The 14,901-nt window shown below is 67.8% G+C and carries 17 protein-coding genes, 1 tRNA gene and 1 pseudogene; 5 read left to right on the top strand and 14 right to left on the bottom strand.

The features are described from left to right. Positions 1-8 precede the first annotated feature (8 nt). The 5 genes from G6N33_RS23330 to G6N33_RS23310 form a co-directional block, all read right to left on the bottom strand. A complete protein-coding gene (locus tag G6N33_RS23330) occupies positions 9-824 on the bottom strand; it encodes an SCO1664 family protein (protein WP_044506456.1) in 816 nt (271 codons plus the stop codon). Then, complete coding sequence (locus G6N33_RS23325) at positions 808-1,395, bottom strand: DUF3090 domain-containing protein (protein ID WP_044506458.1); 588 nt, start codon at positions 1,393-1,395, stop codon at positions 808-810. The genes G6N33_RS23330 and G6N33_RS23325 overlap by 17 nt, the downstream gene beginning before the upstream one ends. A 75-nt stretch (positions 1,396-1,470) precedes the next feature. Then, positions 1,471-2,211, bottom strand: coding sequence for a histidine phosphatase family protein (locus G6N33_RS23320; protein WP_044506459.1), 741 nt, complete (start codon positions 2,209-2,211; stop codon positions 1,471-1,473). After that, complete coding sequence (locus G6N33_RS23315; protein ID WP_044506460.1) at positions 2,208-3,038, bottom strand: undecaprenyl-diphosphate phosphatase; 831 nt, start codon at positions 3,036-3,038, stop codon at positions 2,208-2,210. Before G6N33_RS23315 ends, G6N33_RS23320 begins: the two co-directional genes overlap by 4 nt. Before the next feature lie 61 nt (positions 3,039-3,099). Further along, entirely contained in the window at positions 3,100-3,402 is a 303-nt protein-coding gene (locus G6N33_RS23310) for a hypothetical protein (protein ID WP_044506462.1), read from the bottom strand. A gap of 154 nt (positions 3,403-3,556) precedes the next feature. Here G6N33_RS23310 and G6N33_RS23305 point away from each other — a divergent pair, with 154 nt between their 5' ends. From G6N33_RS23305 to G6N33_RS23295, 3 genes are read left to right on the top strand one after another with little or no spacing between them, the layout of a single operon-like run. Next, positions 3,557-4,588, top strand: coding sequence for a YncE family protein (locus tag G6N33_RS23305; protein ID WP_232069484.1), 1,032 nt, complete (start codon positions 3,557-3,559; stop codon positions 4,586-4,588). A 44-nt stretch (positions 4,589-4,632) separates the two neighbouring features. Beyond that, positions 4,633-4,839, top strand: a complete 207-nt coding sequence (locus G6N33_RS23300; RefSeq protein ID WP_044506466.1) for a DUF5703 family protein — start codon at positions 4,633-4,635, stop codon at positions 4,837-4,839. A gap of 26 nt (positions 4,840-4,865) precedes the next feature. After that, complete coding sequence (locus G6N33_RS23295) at positions 4,866-5,936, top strand: quinone-dependent dihydroorotate dehydrogenase (protein ID WP_163771810.1); 1,071 nt, start codon at positions 4,866-4,868, stop codon at positions 5,934-5,936. 1 nt (position 5,937) lies between these two features. Here the strand turns inward: G6N33_RS23295 and G6N33_RS23290 are convergent, their stop codons facing one another. Genes G6N33_RS23290 through G6N33_RS23275 form a run of 4 tightly spaced genes read right to left on the bottom strand, consistent with a single transcriptional unit; the run spans position 5,938 to position 9,868 of the window. Continuing rightward, the gene (locus G6N33_RS23290) at positions 5,938-7,299 is read right to left on the bottom strand and encodes an HNH endonuclease signature motif containing protein (protein WP_101528472.1); all 1,362 of its coding nucleotides are present in this window, start codon (positions 7,297-7,299) and stop codon (positions 5,938-5,940) included. Between the two features lie 30 nt (positions 7,300-7,329). Then, positions 7,330-7,932, bottom strand: coding sequence for an alpha/beta fold hydrolase (locus G6N33_RS23285; RefSeq protein WP_044506473.1), 603 nt, complete (start codon positions 7,930-7,932; stop codon positions 7,330-7,332). Between the two features lie 6 nt (positions 7,933-7,938). Next, on the bottom strand, positions 7,939-8,469 hold the full coding sequence (locus tag G6N33_RS23280) for a YbhB/YbcL family Raf kinase inhibitor-like protein (RefSeq protein WP_044506474.1): 531 nt from the start codon (positions 8,467-8,469) through the stop codon (positions 7,939-7,941). 34 nt (positions 8,470-8,503) lie between these two features. Then, the gene (locus G6N33_RS23275) at positions 8,504-9,868 is read right to left on the bottom strand and encodes a M20/M25/M40 family metallo-hydrolase (protein WP_408632743.1); all 1,365 of its coding nucleotides are present in this window, start codon (positions 9,866-9,868) and stop codon (positions 8,504-8,506) included. A 111-nt stretch (positions 9,869-9,979) separates the two neighbouring features. On the opposite strand from G6N33_RS23275, the gene G6N33_RS23270 reads away from it, so the two are divergent. Together G6N33_RS23270 and G6N33_RS28015 are read left to right on the top strand one after the other, a co-directional pair. Then, positions 9,980-10,065, top strand: a tRNA-Leu gene (locus G6N33_RS23270). Between the two features lie 113 nt (positions 10,066-10,178). After that, positions 10,179-10,307 (top strand): annotated as a pseudogene (locus G6N33_RS28015) (IS256 family transposase); the annotation flags it as partial. Positions 10,308-10,394: 87 nt separating this feature from the next. On the opposite strand, the gene G6N33_RS23260 reads toward G6N33_RS28015, so the two are convergent. The 5 genes from G6N33_RS23260 to mdcB are packed head-to-tail and all read right to left on the bottom strand — an operon-like array spanning position 10,395 to position 14,901. Further along, positions 10,395-11,327: an acyltransferase domain-containing protein gene (locus tag G6N33_RS23260; RefSeq protein ID WP_044506477.1), complete on the bottom strand. Its 933-nt coding sequence runs from the start codon at positions 11,325-11,327 to the stop codon at positions 10,395-10,397. Next, complete coding sequence (locus tag G6N33_RS23255) at positions 11,324-11,932, bottom strand: malonate decarboxylase holo-ACP synthase (protein WP_044506478.1); 609 nt, start codon at positions 11,930-11,932, stop codon at positions 11,324-11,326. Before G6N33_RS23255 ends, G6N33_RS23260 begins: the two co-directional genes overlap by 4 nt. 7 nt (positions 11,933-11,939) lie before the next feature. Then, on the bottom strand, positions 11,940-13,712 hold the full coding sequence (gene mdcD, locus G6N33_RS23250) for a biotin-independent malonate decarboxylase subunit beta (protein WP_044506479.1): 1,773 nt from the start codon (positions 13,710-13,712) through the stop codon (positions 11,940-11,942). Then, positions 13,709-14,029 carry a malonate decarboxylase acyl carrier protein gene (gene mdcC, locus G6N33_RS23245; RefSeq protein WP_044506480.1) on the bottom strand — a complete coding sequence of 107 codons (321 nt, stop codon included), beginning with the start codon at positions 14,027-14,029 and terminating at the stop codon, positions 13,709-13,711. Before mdcC ends, mdcD begins: the two co-directional genes overlap by 4 nt. Continuing rightward, entirely contained in the window at positions 14,017-14,901 is an 885-nt protein-coding gene (gene mdcB / locus G6N33_RS23240; RefSeq protein WP_044506481.1) for a triphosphoribosyl-dephospho-CoA synthase MdcB, read from the bottom strand. Before mdcB ends, mdcC begins: the two co-directional genes overlap by 13 nt.

Raw genomic sequence — 14,901 nt, 5'->3', positions numbered from 1 at the left:
GCGCGGCGCTAAAACGCGGGCCAGGGTATGGGCCGATGCCGGCTGGGACTGGGCATCACCGGGTTGTCCAGCAGCGTGTGCACCCGCAGTTGCAGGGCGGCGATCTCCGCCCGGCTGAGGTATTCGGCCAGCGCATCGCCGAGTTCCTCGCCCAGAGCGTCGGACAGACCGGCGACGGCCGCGAGCATGTGATCGTCGATCGGTTTGCCGGCCCATCCCCACAGCACGGTGCGCAGCTTGTTCTCCACGTGCAGGCACACACCGTGATCGACGCCGTAGATGTTGCCGTCCAGGTCACGCAGGACGTGACCGCCCTTGCGGTCGGCGTTGTTGACCAGCACGTCGAACACCGCCATTCGCCACAACCGGATGTCGTCGGCATGCATCAGGACGACCTCGTCGCCGGCATAGTCCTGGGCCCGCAGCACCGGCAGATATCCCGGTTGCTGCTTGCCGACGGGAAACAAGTCGACCAGATCCGGGCCGGGCCGGGGGTCGGCGTCCACCGCGTCACCTGGCTGCTGGACCCACTGCTGCAGCATGCCGGGGCCCGCCGGCCCGTGCCGAATGATCGTGTACGGCACCAAGTTCCAGCCCAGCTGCGAAGACACCAAATAGGCCGACCGCTCCCGGCCGGCCAGTGTTCCATCCGGGAAATCCCAGAGCGGCGCCTCTCCGGCCACCGGCTTGTACACACAGTGCACGCTGGTTTCGCCGAGGGTCGCCTCGCACAGGAAAGTGGCGTTGCTGGCCGAGCGGATCCGCCCGAGAACCGTCAGCTCGCCGTTCCGCAAGACCTCGCGTTCGTCATTCCTCGGGTTCATCGTCTGGCCCGACCAGCCCGCCGCGCTTGTATCCGTTGGCGCGCGCACAAATGTGACCCTCCGGGTCCAGTGGCTCGTCGCACAGCGGACAGGGCGGCCGTCCCGCCGAGATCACCCGAGTGGATCGGGTGGCGAATTGACGCGCCGACTCCGGGGTCAAGAACACGCGCACGGCGTCGGGACCTTCATCGGTGTCGTCGAGCACGACCGAGGCGTCGAATTCGGCGTCGGTCACGGCCAGCAGCTCGACGACGACCGTCTGGGCCTCGGAATCCCAGCCCAGGCCCATCGTGCCGACCCGGAATTCTGCGTCGACCGGGGTGATCAGCGGGCTGAGGTCGTCGATCTCGGAGGGCTCCGGCGGGACCGGTGTGCCGAACCGGCGGTTCACCTCGAGCAGCAGCGCGCCGATGCGCTCGGCAAGCACCGCGACCTGTTGCTTCTCCAGCACCACCGATACGACGCGGGAGTCGCCGACCGCCTGGATATAGAAGGTGCGGTTTCCGGGCTGCCCGACGGTCCCGGCCACGAAGCGGTCGGGCGTGCGGAATACATGGATTGCGCGAGGCATGGCATCTCCCAAAATACCGGCTGTTGCCGTCGCAGCGCGATGCGATCCGATTGCGGCATCAGAACATTACCCGTATTAGTCTGTCGAACCGCCGACCACCGCGTCGCTGGACGGCACCGCCTCGGTCGGTTGTTGTTGCGGCTCTTCGGCTTTGTCGCCGTCGGCGTCGCTCTTGGGTGGTGGCCCGGCCCGCAACGCGGCGGCCAGCCGACCGCCGGTGTGGTTGACGTGCAGCACGAACGGCCGTAACGGCGTGTATCGGATGACGCTCACCGAGGCCGGGTCCGCCGTGACGCGCTGGAAGCCGTCCAGGTGCATGCCATACGCGTCGGCGATCAACGACTTGATCACATCACCGTGCGTGCACGCCAGCCACAGCGCGTCACCCTGATGCTCTTCGCTCAGTCTCCGGTCGTGCTCCCGGACCGCGGCCACCGCACGGGCCTGGACCTGCGCCAGCCCCTCGCCGCCCGGAAACACCGCGGCGCTGGGATGGGCCTGCACCACCCGCCACAGCTCCTCTTTGGCCAGCTCCCCAATCTTGCGGCCGGTCCACTCGCCGTAGTCCACCTCGGCGAGCCGCTCATCGACGAGCGGTTCCAGGCACATCAGCTCGGCCAGCGGCTCGATCGTTCGCCGACAGCGCAGCAGTGGCGAGGTGACCACCGCGCGGATCGGCAGGTCGCCGAGGCGGTCGATCAACCCGGCGGCCTGCTCACGGCCCTTGTCGTCGAGGTCCACTCCCTCCGAACGACCGGCCAGGGTGCCGGCGGTGTTGGACGTCGAACGGCCGTGCCGCAACAGAATGACGGTCATGTCGCCGCCACCGTCCCGGTCGCCAGCAGGATCAACACGATGCCTCCCACGACCACTCGGTAGCCCACGAACCAATACATGTTGTGCTGCACGAGGAAACGCAGGAACCACGCCACCGCGGAGAGGCCGATGACAAACGCGATCAGCATCGCCACCAGCAGTTGCGGGCCGGTGGCACTCATACCCGCGGTCACCGGGTGAAACGCGTCGGGCAGCGAGAACAACCCGGAGGCGAACACCGCGGGAATGGCCAGCAGGAAGCCGAATCGCGCCGATAACTCGCGGTCCAGTCCCAAAAACAGGCCCGCGCTGATCGTCGACCCGGACCGCGAGACGCCGGGAATCAAGGCCAGGCATTGCGCGGTGCCCACTACCAGGGCGTCTCGCCAGTTCAGCTGCTCGCCGTGCCGGGTCTGCCGACCCACGTACTCGGCCAGCGCGATCACCACCGAGAACACCACCATCGCGGTGGCGATCACCCAGAGATTGCGCACCCCCGAGCGGATTTCGTCCTTGAAGAACAGGCCGAGCACGCAGATCGGGATGCTGCCGATGATGACGTACCAGCCCATCCAGTAGTCGACATCGCGGCGCGACTCGGCGGCCAGGCCGGCGAACCAGGCCTTGAGGATGCGCCAGATGTCACGCGCGAAGTAGACCAGCACCGCGGCCTCGGTGCCGAGCTGCGTCACCGCGGTGAACGAGGCGCCGGCGTCATCGGCGAAGAACACCCGCGACACAATCGCCAGATGTCCCGACGACGAAACGGGCAGAAACTCGGTCAGCCCCTGTACCACCGACAGCACGATGACCTGCCACCAAGACATCGCCAATACCGCAGTCACGACGACGACCGTACCTGGTTCCGGCCGCCGGGCTCCGCGGCGACTAACGCGGGACGGGCACCGCTGCGGCGACGGAATCACGCACTGCGGCGGTCAAACTGCGCTCGTCGGTGAGGTCGAGATCGACCAGGCCGCGCACCGCCTTCGCCACTACGTCCTCGGCCTGCGGAACGGGCCCGGAAAGGCGCGGCCGGTAAACTTCCACAACCAGCGAGCGGTGCTCGATGTGAAATGAAAAACTGCGCCCATCACCAACTTGTCCATAACCGTTGGCGAAGATTCCTGTCGAGATGTCCTCGACAGCAAACTCATTGCCCGCGGTATGCCGGTCGGCCATGACGGTCATATTGCGACGATACCTCTCCAGAACGGCCCCGCGTGCACAACATGGCCCAGTTGAATGCCCAACCGTTCCTTACAATGTGAGTTTCCTATCCGCCACGTCGAGGTCGGTTTTGCTAACACGCCATAGGCACGGTAAGCAACCTGTTCAACGCGCTATTTGTGGGCTTTTCCTTTTGCTGGCGTTGGGCACCGGGTGTGCGTCGAATCCGCTCGACAGCACCCCGCCCACCATCGAAGCGGCGCGCCCGGCCCAGTCGCCCCCCGCGGCGGTGCCGCCCGCCGGCGCGGTGCGCCCGCTGCCCGGACACGCGACGGCAGCAGCCTTCGACGAAGGCACCCGTCAGCTGGTGATCCTGGTCCCCGGCGCCGATGCGGCGGCCCCGGCCACCCTCGCGGTGCTCGGCTCCGCACCGGCCGACCTGCGGGTTATCGCGTTGCCCGGCCCGGCGACGGCGTTGACCGGCGACGGCCACGGCACCGCCTACCTGGCGTCCCGCGGCGCCTACTTCGGGGTCGAGCTGTCGACCGGCCGCACCCGTCGCGTGGAGGTCGCCGATTCCGCGCGTGCGGACTTCACCGCGATCGCGCGCCGCGCCGATGGCAAGCTGGTGCTGGGCAGCGCCGATGGCGCCGTGTACACGCTGGCCGCATCCCCCGCGGACGCGGGCACCGCGACGGTCGAGAACCGAAACAAGATCTTCGCCAGGGTCGATTGGCTTGTCACACAAGGCAATACCACTGTGGTGCTGGATCGGGGACAGACCTCGGTGACGACGCTTGGTCCCGACGGCCGGGCCGCCCAATCGCTGCGGGCCGGCGAGGGCGCCACGACGATGGCCGCCGACGCGCTGGGGCGCATCCTGGTGGCCGACACGCGCGGCGGCGAACTGCTGGTCTACGGCTGTTGTTCGCCGCGGACCCCGCTGATCCTGCGGCAGGCTTACCCGGTGCGGCAGGGCCCGTACGGATTGGCGGGTTCGCGGGCGTTGGCCTGGGTGTCTCAAACCGCATCGAATATGGTTATTGGTTACGATTTGGCAACCGGAATTCCCGTCGAAAAGGTGCGTTACCCAACAGTGCAGCAACCCAACTCGTTGGCCTATGACGAAACAGCGGACACCCTGTACGTGGTGTCGGGCTCCGGGGCAGGGATCCAGGCCATCGAGCACGCGGCGGGCAACCGTTGAGCGCCCCGCGGTGGAGCCGGCTCCCGGCAGGCTGGGACACGGACATGTCCGACGACTACGAATGGGCGCCGCTGCGCCTGCCGCCGGACGTGACGCGGCTCAGCGCGTCCACCCGGTTGTCCATCGAGGCGGAGTATCGCGGATGGGAACTGACCCGGGTGCGTCTCTACAATGACGGAAGTAGACGAGTATTGTTGCGCCGCAAGAAGTCTCGTCTCAACGACGAACGCCTTGATCAGCCAGAACTGTGACGACACACCAGCGGCAGGCGATTAGCCTGTACGGTTTGCTGCGCCGGCTGTTCTTCCTGATCCCGCCCGAACGCATTCACACGCTGGTGTTCACCGCTCTGCGCGCCGCGACCGCGCTGAGTGTGAGCCGACGGCTGCTGCACCGGCTGCTCGGTGTACACGACCCGGTGCTGGCCAGCACGGTGTTCGGAGTGCGCTTCCCGGCGCCGCTGGGGCTAGCCGCCGGCTTCGACAAAGACGGCCGGGGTCTGCACACCTGGGGCGCTTTGGGATTCGGCTATGCGGAGGTGGGCACCGTCACCGCCCATCCCCAGCCCGGCAACCCGGAGCCCCGACTGTTCCGGCTGCCCGAGGATCGGGCGCTGCTCAACCGGATGGGATTCAACAACCACGGCGCCGGTGAGCTGGCCGTCCGGTTGGCCCGGCACCACCCCGACGTGCCGATCGGGGTCAACATCGGCAAGACGAAGGCGACCCCCGCCGAGGAAGCGGTCGAGGACTACCGGGCCAGCGCCCGGCTGGTGGGTCCGCTGGCGTCCTACCTGGTGGTCAACGTGAGCTCGCCGAACACCCCCGGGCTGCGCGATTTGCAGGCGGTCGAGGCGCTGCGCCCCATCCTGTCCGGCGTGCTGGCCGAAACGTCGGTGCCGGTGCTGGTGAAGATTGCGCCGGACGTGTCGGATGCCGACGTCGACGCCATCGCGGACCTGGCCGTCGAGCTGGGGCTGGCCGGGATCGTCGCGACCAACACCACGGTGTCGCGGGACGGCCTGCACACGCCGGGCGTCGACGAGCTCGGCCCGGGTGGCATCTCCGGGCCGCCGGTGGCCCGCCGCGCCGTCCAGGTGCTGCGCCGGCTTTACCAACGGGTCGGCGACCGGCTGGTGCTGATCAGCGTGGGGGGCATCGAGACCGCCGACGACGCCTGGGAACGGATCACCGCGGGCGCGTCGCTGCTGCAGGGCTACACCGGCTTCATCTATGCGGGCGGCTTGTGGCCCAAGCACATTCACGACGGCATCGCCCAACGGCTCCGCGACGGCGGGTTCCCCTCGCTGCGCGAGGCGGTCGGGTCCGCGGCCGCCGCTGCGGGCTAGGTCACGCCGCCCCGTCTTGGTCGCCGGCAAGCAGCTTCTCCGGATGATGGAAGGTGTTCACCCGTGGCTGTCCGCGCTCAAGGTGCGGAGGCGGAATCCATTCGGTAACACCGTCTCTGCGTTTTCGGGTGACCCAGCCGGCGTCGAGGAGTTTGTGGTGTGTGCCGCAGGCGAAGGTGAGCTGGTCGATGTCGGTGCGATGCGACTTCGCCCAGTCGTCGACATGGTGCACCTCACACCAGTAGCCCGGCACGTCGCAGCCGGGATGGGTACAGCCGCGATCCTTGGCGTACAGCACAATTCGCTGACCGGGTGCGGCCAATCTTTTGGCGTGGTAGAGACCGACGGCGTTGTCGTCATCGAAGATCGCCAGATAGTGATGGGCGTGGCGGGCCAAGCGGATCACATCGGTCAGCGGTAGCCGGGTTCCGCCGGCAGTGACCGCGGTACCGGCGGCGGCTTCGAGGTCCTGCAGCGTGGCGGTCACGATGATGGTCGCGGGTAATCCATTGTGCTGACCCAGCTTTCCCGACGCCAACAGTGCGCGCAGCGCGGCATTGAGTGCGTCGTGATTGCGCTGGGCCGTGGTGCGGCCGTCGCCGCGCGCCTCGGCCTCGCCCACGCCGCCGTCGACGACCGGCGTGTCGTCTTCGGGATTGCACATGCCGGGCGCCGCCAGCTTGGCCAGCACCGCCTCCACGGTGGCCCGCGTCTCCGGGGTCAACCAGCCGGTCAATCGCGACATCCCGTCGCTGTCCTGCGCGCCCAGCGTCAGCCCGCGTCGCCGAGACCGGTCTTCCTCGCGGTAGTTGCCATCCGGGTTCAGGCAATCGGCAAGCCGGTCAGCGAGTTTGGCGACCTGGTCGGGCCGGAATTGCGTGGCAAGCCGGGCCAAATGCTGTTCGGCGCACTCCCGAGTCTCGCTGTCCACCGAGTCCGGCAACCGACTGAAGAATTGCCGGATCACCGCGACGTGCGCGGGACCGGCAAGGCCGTCGCGCTGGGCCGTCGCCGTCGCGGTTAACGACGGCGCTAGCGCCGCACCGGTCAGCGCCCGCCGCGGCCCGAGTTCGGCGGCCTCGGCCACGCGCCGGGCGGCCTCAGCGCGGCTGATCCGCAGCCGGTCGGCCAACGCATGGCTGAGGGTGCCACCCAACTCGCTGGAGTCGGACTGCTCGGCGATCTGGTTGATCAGCTCATGCCCGGGCGCCCGCAACCGCCACGACGCCCGCTCCAGCCGCTCGAGCAATGCCAGCCGCTCGGGTGTGGCCAACGCGTCGAACGAATGCCCCACCACCCGCGATACCGCGTCGTCCAGCGCGGCGAAGTCGCGCTGAATCTCCTCGCGATCACTCGAACACATGTTCGAATGTTACCGCCGCCCACTGACAAGTCAGCTCAGGCCGTGCACCTCCGCCTCGGCCACATAGGCGGCGACAAAGTCGACCGTGCGACGCTGCCATTCACCGAAGCGGCGCAGCATCGCATGGCCGACGCCGTCGATGCCCACCCACTGCGCGTCCAGCCCCCGCTGACGGGCCCGCATCGTCTGGATCCGCGAACTGTCCGGGTCGGTGCGGGTATCGGCGGTGCCATGGATGACCAGCAGCCGGGTCGACGTCGGGATCAGATCGGCGTCGTCGCGCGGCCAGTACGGCGCCAGCGCGACCAGCGCGCCGATCTGCCCACCGGCGGCCAGCCGCGCCGCCACCCGTCCGCCCATCGAATGCGCAACCAGTACAACGGTTTTCGGTTGGTAGCGGCGCCGCACCTGGTCCAGTGCCGCGGTGGCGTCGGCCACCGCGTCCAAGCGCGGACTGTTCCAGCCCCGCAGCCGGTACTGCACGCGTCGCACCGGGACGCCGCGCCCCAGCCGAAGCCGCAATGCCACCGCGATCAGCATCATCCGGATGTTGGCCGACTGCCACCAGCGGGACGCCTCGTCGCTACGCACCCGACCGCCCGGCAGGACGAGGACACACGCCCGACGTGCCACCGGCGCCTAGGTCTGTTCGTAGGTTCCGACGATGTAGGCCCGTGCGATCGCGTGCTGGAACAGGTTGAAGCCGAGGAAGGCCGGGCTGGCGTCCTCGCTGAGGTCGAGCTTGTCCACATCGACGGCATGCACCGCGATGTAGTACCGGTGTACACCGTGTCCGGGCGGCGGCGCGGCCCCGATGTAGCGGCGCATGCCGGCGTCGTTCACCAGCAGTTGCGCCCCGCCGGGCAACTCACGGCCGTCACCGGCACCCGCGGGCAGCTCGGTGACGTCGGCCGGCAGGTTGGCCACGGCCCAGTGCCAGAAGCCGGACAGTGTCGGCGCGTCGGGGTCATACACGGTGACTGCGAAGCTGCGCGTCTGCTCGGGGAATCCCGACCAGCTCAGCTGCGGGCTGACATCTTCTCCCCCGGCACCCATGATGCCGCTGACTTGGGCCTTGCCCAGCGGCTGGCCGTCGGTGACCGACTCGGAGGTCAGCGTGAAGGTCGGCAGCTTTGGTAACGCGTCATACGGGTCGGACGACAAGCTCATAGGTGATCCTCTCGTTTTCCGTTTGTTTGTAGCACTAGCAATGGGTCAGGAAGTGCATCAGCACCTCGGTGCCGAACCGCAGCGAGTCGACGGGTACCCGCTCGTCGACGCCGTGGAACAGCGAGGCGAAATCCAATTCCGGCGGCAGTCGCAGCGGGGCGAAGCCGAAACAGCGAATCCCTAACCGCGCGAAGGCTTTCGCGTCGGTGCCGCCGGACAGCATGTAGGGCACGGTGCGCCCGTCCGGGTCGACAGCGAGCACCGCCGCATTCATGGCGTCGACCAGGTCACCGTCGAAACTGGTCTCGTAGGACGGCAGATCCCGGATCCACTCGCGCGTCACGTCCGGGCCGATCAACTGGTCGATCTCGGTCTCGAACGCGGCCAGCCGACCGGGCAGCACCCGGCAGTCGACCACCGCCTCGGCAGTGCCCGGAATCACGTTGGCCTTGTAGCCGGCCTTGAGCATCGTCGGGTTCGCGGTGTCGCGCAGCACCGCCTTGAGCATGCGAGCCATCGGACCGAGCTTTTCGATCATGCCTTCCAGGTCGGCGGCGTCGGTCTCGAAGGTCAGGCCGGTCTCCTCGCTGATGACGCCCAGGAACTGCGTCACCGTGTCCGTCACGATCACCGGAAACTCGTGTCGTCCGATCCGCGCGACCGCCTCGGACAGGATGGTGACCGCGTTGCGGTCGTTGGCCATCGAGCCGTGACCGGCCTGGCCCCGCGCGGTCAGCCGCATCCACTGGATGCCCTTCTCGGCGGTCTCGATCAAGTAGAGGCGGCGTTCGCCGCCGTCGCGCCGCGGCACCGTCAGCGAGAAGCCGCCCACCTCCCCAATCGCCTCGGTGATGCCGTCGAAGAGCTCGGGGCGATTGTCGACCAGCCAGTGCGCCCCGTACCGACCGCCGTGTTCTTCGTCGGCCACGAACGCGAACACCAGGTCGCGGGGCGGCACGATCCCCGCCCGCTTCAGGTGGCGGGCGACGACAATCATCATGCCGACCATGTCCTTCATGTCGACGGCGCCGCGCCCCCACACGTAGCCGTCCTCGACGGCCCCGGAAAACGGATGCACGCTCCAGTCGGCCGGTTCGGCCGGGACCACGTCGAGATGCCCGTGAATCAGCAGGGCGCCGCGCGAGCGGTCCGCACCCGCCAGGCGGACGAACACATTGCCCCGCCCCGGTGCGCCGGATTCCAGATACTGCGGCTCATAGCCGACCTCGGCGAGCTGATCGGCCACCCACTGCGCGCATTCGGCCTCGCCCCGGGTGGTGTCGGGGTCGCCCGTGTTGGTGGTGTCGAACCGGATCAGCCTGCTGACGATGTCGACCACGTCGTCGCCGAAACTGTTGTGAACTTCGTTCTCAACTGTCACAACCCCCTTTCCTACCACTGCCCGGGGCGCCGGGCTCGGGAGCCGGGGCCCCGCCATACCGTCGCAGGAGCTAAGTTGGGTTCACGCGGCCCGATCCGCTAGCCTTAGCTGCCAACTCTGGTTGGCCGGGTCCGAGTGGCGGAATGGCAGACGCGCTAGCTTGAGGTGCTAGTGCCCTACTAATGGGCGTGGGGGTTCAAGTCCCCCCTCGGACACACAACTGAGACGAGCGAAATGGACGCTCGCGTTCATTTCCGAGCCGATCGAGTGTGTTGAGCGGCGAAGCCGCGATCACACAACTCGGCGACACGACTCAGCGCGACTGCCGCTGATCGGCCCCAATGTGCTGCTCAATCAGCTGACTAGGAACGTGTTCGAGACGGCCTTGAATGCGGCGATGACCGAGCACCTGGGCCATGACAAGCACGACCCGGCCGGGCGCGGCAACGGTCTGACAAGTATCGATCAGATCGTCCCACCCCGCCGGTGTCGAGTGGACGTACACGCGCTCGGCAGATGTCACCAGCACCTGCGCAGAAGTGTGCTACCGGCCTAGCCGGGCCATCGTTCGCGGAACGCCTTCGTCGGCTGGGCTCAACGTCGCAAGCTGCGGTGCCGCCGTGTGGGCCAGACGGCTCAGCACGTGTCCCGGCGGCATCTGGACGGCGGCGGTGACGCCGAATTCCGGTAGCAGACGGGCGATGTCGTACCAGCGCACTGGTTGGGCGACCGACTGGGCCAGGTCGTCGAGGACGAGGCGGGCGTCATTGAGTATGCGGCGGGCGCCGGTGTTGGTGAAATAGGCAGCGCTCTGTTTGCGAAGTGGGATGTCGGCGAGGTGCGCGGCTAACGCCGAGGCGGTCTTGCGTTGCAGGGGGCCGTGGGAGGCGATATCGACGTCGAGCGGTTGGAATTGCCGCGCGCCCGCCCGCCGGGCGGCCTGTCGCGCACTGCTCAAGCCGGCAGCGGTGCCGGCGATCACGATCTGATCGTCGCTGTTGATGTTGGCGATCCAGAGGTGATCACTGTCGATATCAAGCGTGCCCAGCAGGTTGCGTACCTGGCGGAGGCGCAGGCCGTTGATGGCGGCCATACCCCACTGCCCCGACGCGCAGGCCTGATCCATCAGTTGGCCGCGCAGACGCACCGCATCGAGCGCTTCGCGGAAGGTGAGGACTCCCGCGGCAACGGCAGCCGCGAACGCGCCCACCGAGTGACCAGCAACGATCTGGGGTCTGATGTCAAGGTCCTGGGTAAACGCTTGTGTGGTGGCCACGCCGCAAATCAGCAGCGCCAGTTGGGAATTCGACGACGAGCGCAAGGCGACGACGCTGTCGAGTTCGTCAATGTCGCCCGCTATGTCGGCGGCCGCGTCGAGGGTGAGCTTTACGGCTGGGTAATCGGGTAAGTCATGCAGCATGCCCGGGACCTGTGAGCCTTGTCCCGGGTAGAGGAACGCCACTGAACCGAGGTTCATGCGCCCAGCGCGGCGGTGTCTTTGAGCACGGGGCCGTGGGTGGTACGAATGAGTACGCGATCGGCACCGCTGAGCAGGTCGTCGAGCGCGATGCCGCCCGCCGGCAGCGCCAGTTGTACGTCGGCGCGCGCCGGTAAGGTGCGCAGCCCGGCCTGCAGCGCGGCCAACAACGGTCGGGGCGGAATGTGGTGTGCGGTCACGACGAGGTCCAGATCGCTTCTGCTGCTGATGGCGCGGACACCGGTGGCCAAGCTGAATCCGACGCTGCCTCCCGGGCCCCATCTGAGCCCGGTGCGGTCGAGGATTTGTGCGGCGGCGCGAAGCGCGCGGGTGACCGGGAGACACGGCAATGTGTCGATGCGGTCGAGCAGGTCGTGTGGCGAGAGGATTTGGATTACCGCGTCCAGACGGATCGAGGTGGCGTAGCGCTGGTTGCGGTCGGGACCCCGAATGCCGACCGGGACGCGCTGGGGCTCGATGGGCGCGCGCCGCACTACCACCCACGGTGCGGCGCGCAAGGCGGTGGTGACCCACACCGGCATGTCATGACAGAGCACGGCTTGCGGCGGGATGCGCAAAAGGTCGTGCGGCTGTGGTGTTCTCATCGCGGGTTCACCCCTCGACGTTTCGTCGGTCCGGCGGGCTATTCCATTGCCGCGCCAGCAGATCTCGGACTGCGCGCGACGCTCTGCGGTTGGTTGCGGCAGCCTCGGAAGCCAACCGATTGGACAGGTCCCGCGGACCGCGACGGGCGCGCGCGACGGCGTCGTCGATCGCTGTCTTGACAATGTTGATGTCTTTGACGGTGGGAGCGTCGGCGTCGTCGACATCGAGCAGGGCGTCGCAGAACCCCAGTGTTGCCCAGTCCTTGACGTCGTAGCTCATCGGCGCGATCGTTTTGGCGAGCTTATCCAGTTCGGCGACGGTGCGCAGGGTGATCCGGGCTGCAGCCTGTTTGTGCATGGCGTGGATTACGACGCCCGAGTCATTCAGGGCCACAATCTGATTGGCCTGCAGACCATGGGTGAGAAAGCCTCCCGACAGGGCAGTGCCGACGACGACCGCGACGATCGGATGCCCGGCCACACGGGCTGCGTGGTAGGCATCGACGGCGGTTGCCATCGCCTGGTGTAGGCCCGACATCTCCTCGATGCGGCCGTAGGCCTGGCTGGGCAAGTCGATCACGGCGACGATTGCGCGTCTGTCGGTACGGTCATGGTCGGCGTCGACAATGTCGCGGATTCTCCGGGCCAAGGCGAGTGATTCGGTGAGGCCAACCTCTCCATGCCGGGCGCGGTAAAACGGATTGTCCGGATCCGGCACCACCGCGAGGTACAACGCGGTGTCGGTGATCGCGGAAAGGACCGAGGGGATCACTGGCTTGACAGTCGCGCCATCCGCCAGGGCATGCAGCCAAATGCGGCCTCGCGCAGGCCCATCGGCTGTGGGCGGGGTCTGCGGGTCACTGCGAGCGGGCGTGTGCACGTCAGGAATCCGACGGTAGGTATCACCCCACAGGACGCGCAGCTCGCTCGGCGATGGCGGATTGGCGGGATCCAGCACGGCCAAGCGGTCAGCCAGCACGTCGATCCGCTGGCTGCGGTGCCCGCCAAGCTCGACCACTCCCTTAGCGACGGCTTGGCGAAGTGCGTCGCGGAGCGCGTCGGCGTCGTCGGGGACCACCGTGTCGGCCAGTCCGATGGCTTTGCGTTGCTCTCCTCCATCTATCGACCAGACGAGAGCACGGTCACTCGAGTCGAATTCTTCGACACCGCCTTCCTGTTCGATGACTTCCGGACCGTTGAGACCGATACGCGCCTGCGGCGTGACAATCAGCTGAGTGCACAAACCGGCGGCGATGCTCATGCCGCCGAAGGATCCGACCGTGCCCGCGACCACGCCGATGACTGGAGCAAGCGGGCGCAGATCGAGGAGCGCCGAGCAGATTTCGGCGACGGCGTTGAGCCCCAGGTTTGCCTCTTGGAGTCGCACACCGCCGGTCTCGAACAAGATCACGGCGGCTGTCGGCGCTTGTTCACGGGAGTCGGCGGCGGCCAGGAGCAGCGCCTGGGAGATCTTGGCCCCGGAGACCTCACCGGTGCCCCCGCCTTGGAAACGCTGTTCGATGGAGACGATTACGACGGGGTGACCGTCAACCTCGCCGCGGACGATGACGGTGCCGTCATCGGCTTGCGGAGTGATACCTTGCGGCTCAAGCCATGGGGATTCCAGTCCGTCGAAGGGTCCGGCCAGCACGCGGTACGAGTCGGGGTCAAGCAGCGCTTCGGCGCGCCCCAGCGCGTCGAGTTCGATGAAGCTGCGCCGCGCCAGGAGCTGTTGCCAACTGTATCCCGCGAGCAGATCCGCGTTTTCAGCCTCGCTCATGCGTTTGATCCATTCGCTCCGGCGGCTTCGGCGGTTTGGCGTAGCCGCAACGCGACGACGCCGGGGGTGGCGCCGGCGTCGTTGAGTTCCCACCGTCCTGCCACGGGGTTGTGGGCGAAGAACCGTTCTAAGACGTCCCGCCAGACGGTGTCGAACCCGGTAACGCTCGTGCGGACGCGTACGGTGGCTCGATCGGTCGGGTCGCTGCTGCCGGGTGGTCTCAGCAGAATCTCCAAGTCGCCGCTGGCGACGACGCCGACATGCACGGGCAGTGCCGCGGCTTGCGTTGCGGGAAATTCGTAGTTCAAGGTTGGCATCGGTGCGGCGTCCTTCTTTGGAGTGCGTCAAGAAACAAGGCGGCTGACAGTAGATCCCCGCTGCCGCCCGGCGAGAGCCGACGAGTCCGGCATAGCGCGTCAAGCGCGGCGAACTGGTGCTGCCCGCTCGGTGAGCGGTAGCCGCCGGCCGCCAGGACCGCAGCAGCGCGGCGACGCACAGCGGTCAGCCCGTCCAGACCGCCTCGGTGGAGCAGGCAGCTGTCCTCGACTCGGGCCATCAACGCGAGCAGCGCCTCTAGCCGCGCGGTCGACTCGTCGGCGCCCGAGCGGCGCGCCGCCCACAGGGTGGGAAGCGCGTGTAGTCGCACATGCGGAAAGCCCAGTTGGGCTTCGCCAGCCGCACCTCCGATGCCGTACCGGCGCCGGGCTCGCGCACCGTTGGACGTGGCGACCGCGCCGTGTTCGGCGAGTACGGGATCGGGGGTGCGGGCCAACTGGGCAGCGATGTCGACCGCGCCCGCAACCTGCCCGGCGACCGCGAAGCCCGCGCTGAGCAGCCCCAACGCCCACAAGGCGCCGCGGTGAGTGTTGACCCCGCCGGTGGCCAACAGCATGACGCGTTCCCCGTCCCGCCCGATCACACCTAGTCGCGCGCGCAGTTCGGCACCCAGGACCGAGCGCCTGGCGGCCTGCGCGCACTCGGTGAGCGCACCCCGCAGCGCTTCGGCGGACCGGTGTAACAACGCCTGGTCCATGTCGGTGTGGGCGCCGGGTCCGCGGCCATCGACCAGTCCGGGTTTGGGAGTCAAATCAGCCTCGGCGCGCATGGCCGCCACGGCCAAAGCGGCGATGGCCGAAGCGCTCAGCAACGGGGCCGGCGACGTCGGCGGCGTAAGCAGTCCCGCTCGCAT

The sequence above is a fragment of the Mycobacterium simiae genome (assembly GCF_010727605.1).
Classification (GTDB): domain Bacteria; phylum Actinomycetota; class Actinomycetes; order Mycobacteriales; family Mycobacteriaceae; genus Mycobacterium; species Mycobacterium simiae.
Note: the sequence above shows the minus strand (reverse complement) of the source record. Positions and strands in the feature narration are given on the sequence as shown.

Bases quoted from the DNA above. Each gene is read 5' to 3' on its own strand.
- G6N33_RS23325 (WP_044506458.1), bottom strand. From the start codon at position 1,395: ATGCCTCGCGCAATCCATGTATTCCGCACGCCCGACCGCTTCGTGGCC.
- G6N33_RS23330 (WP_044506456.1), bottom strand. From the start codon at position 824: ATGAACCCGAGGAATGACGAACGCGAGGTCTTGCGGAACGGCGAGCTG.
- G6N33_RS23255 (WP_044506478.1), bottom strand. From the start codon at position 11,932: ATGAGAACACCACAGCCGCACGACCTTTTGCGCATCCCGCCGCAAGCC.
- G6N33_RS23290 (WP_101528472.1), bottom strand. From the start codon at position 7,299: ATGTGTTCGAGTGATCGCGAGGAGATTCAGCGCGACTTCGCCGCGCTG.
- mdcB (WP_044506481.1), bottom strand. From the start codon at position 14,901: ATGCGAGCGGGACTGCTTACGCCGCCGACGTCGCCGGCCCCGTTGCTG.
- G6N33_RS23315 (WP_044506460.1), bottom strand. From the start codon at position 3,038: ATGTCTTGGTGGCAGGTCATCGTGCTGTCGGTGGTACAGGGGCTGACC.
- G6N33_RS23300 (WP_044506466.1), top strand. From the start codon at position 4,633: ATGTCCGACGACTACGAATGGGCGCCGCTGCGCCTGCCGCCGGACGTG.
- mdcD (WP_044506479.1), bottom strand. From the start codon at position 13,712: ATGAGCGAGGCTGAAAACGCGGATCTGCTCGCGGGATACAGTTGGCAA.
- G6N33_RS23260 (WP_044506477.1), bottom strand. From the start codon at position 11,327: ATGAACCTCGGTTCAGTGGCGTTCCTCTACCCGGGACAAGGCTCACAG.
- mdcC (WP_044506480.1), bottom strand. From the start codon at position 14,029: ATGCCAACCTTGAACTACGAATTTCCCGCAACGCAAGCCGCGGCACTG.
- G6N33_RS23320 (WP_044506459.1), bottom strand. From the start codon at position 2,211: ATGACCGTCATTCTGTTGCGGCACGGCCGTTCGACGTCCAACACCGCC.
- G6N33_RS23280 (WP_044506474.1), bottom strand. From the start codon at position 8,469: ATGAGCTTGTCGTCCGACCCGTATGACGCGTTACCAAAGCTGCCGACC.
- G6N33_RS23310 (WP_044506462.1), bottom strand. From the start codon at position 3,402: ATGACCGTCATGGCCGACCGGCATACCGCGGGCAATGAGTTTGCTGTC.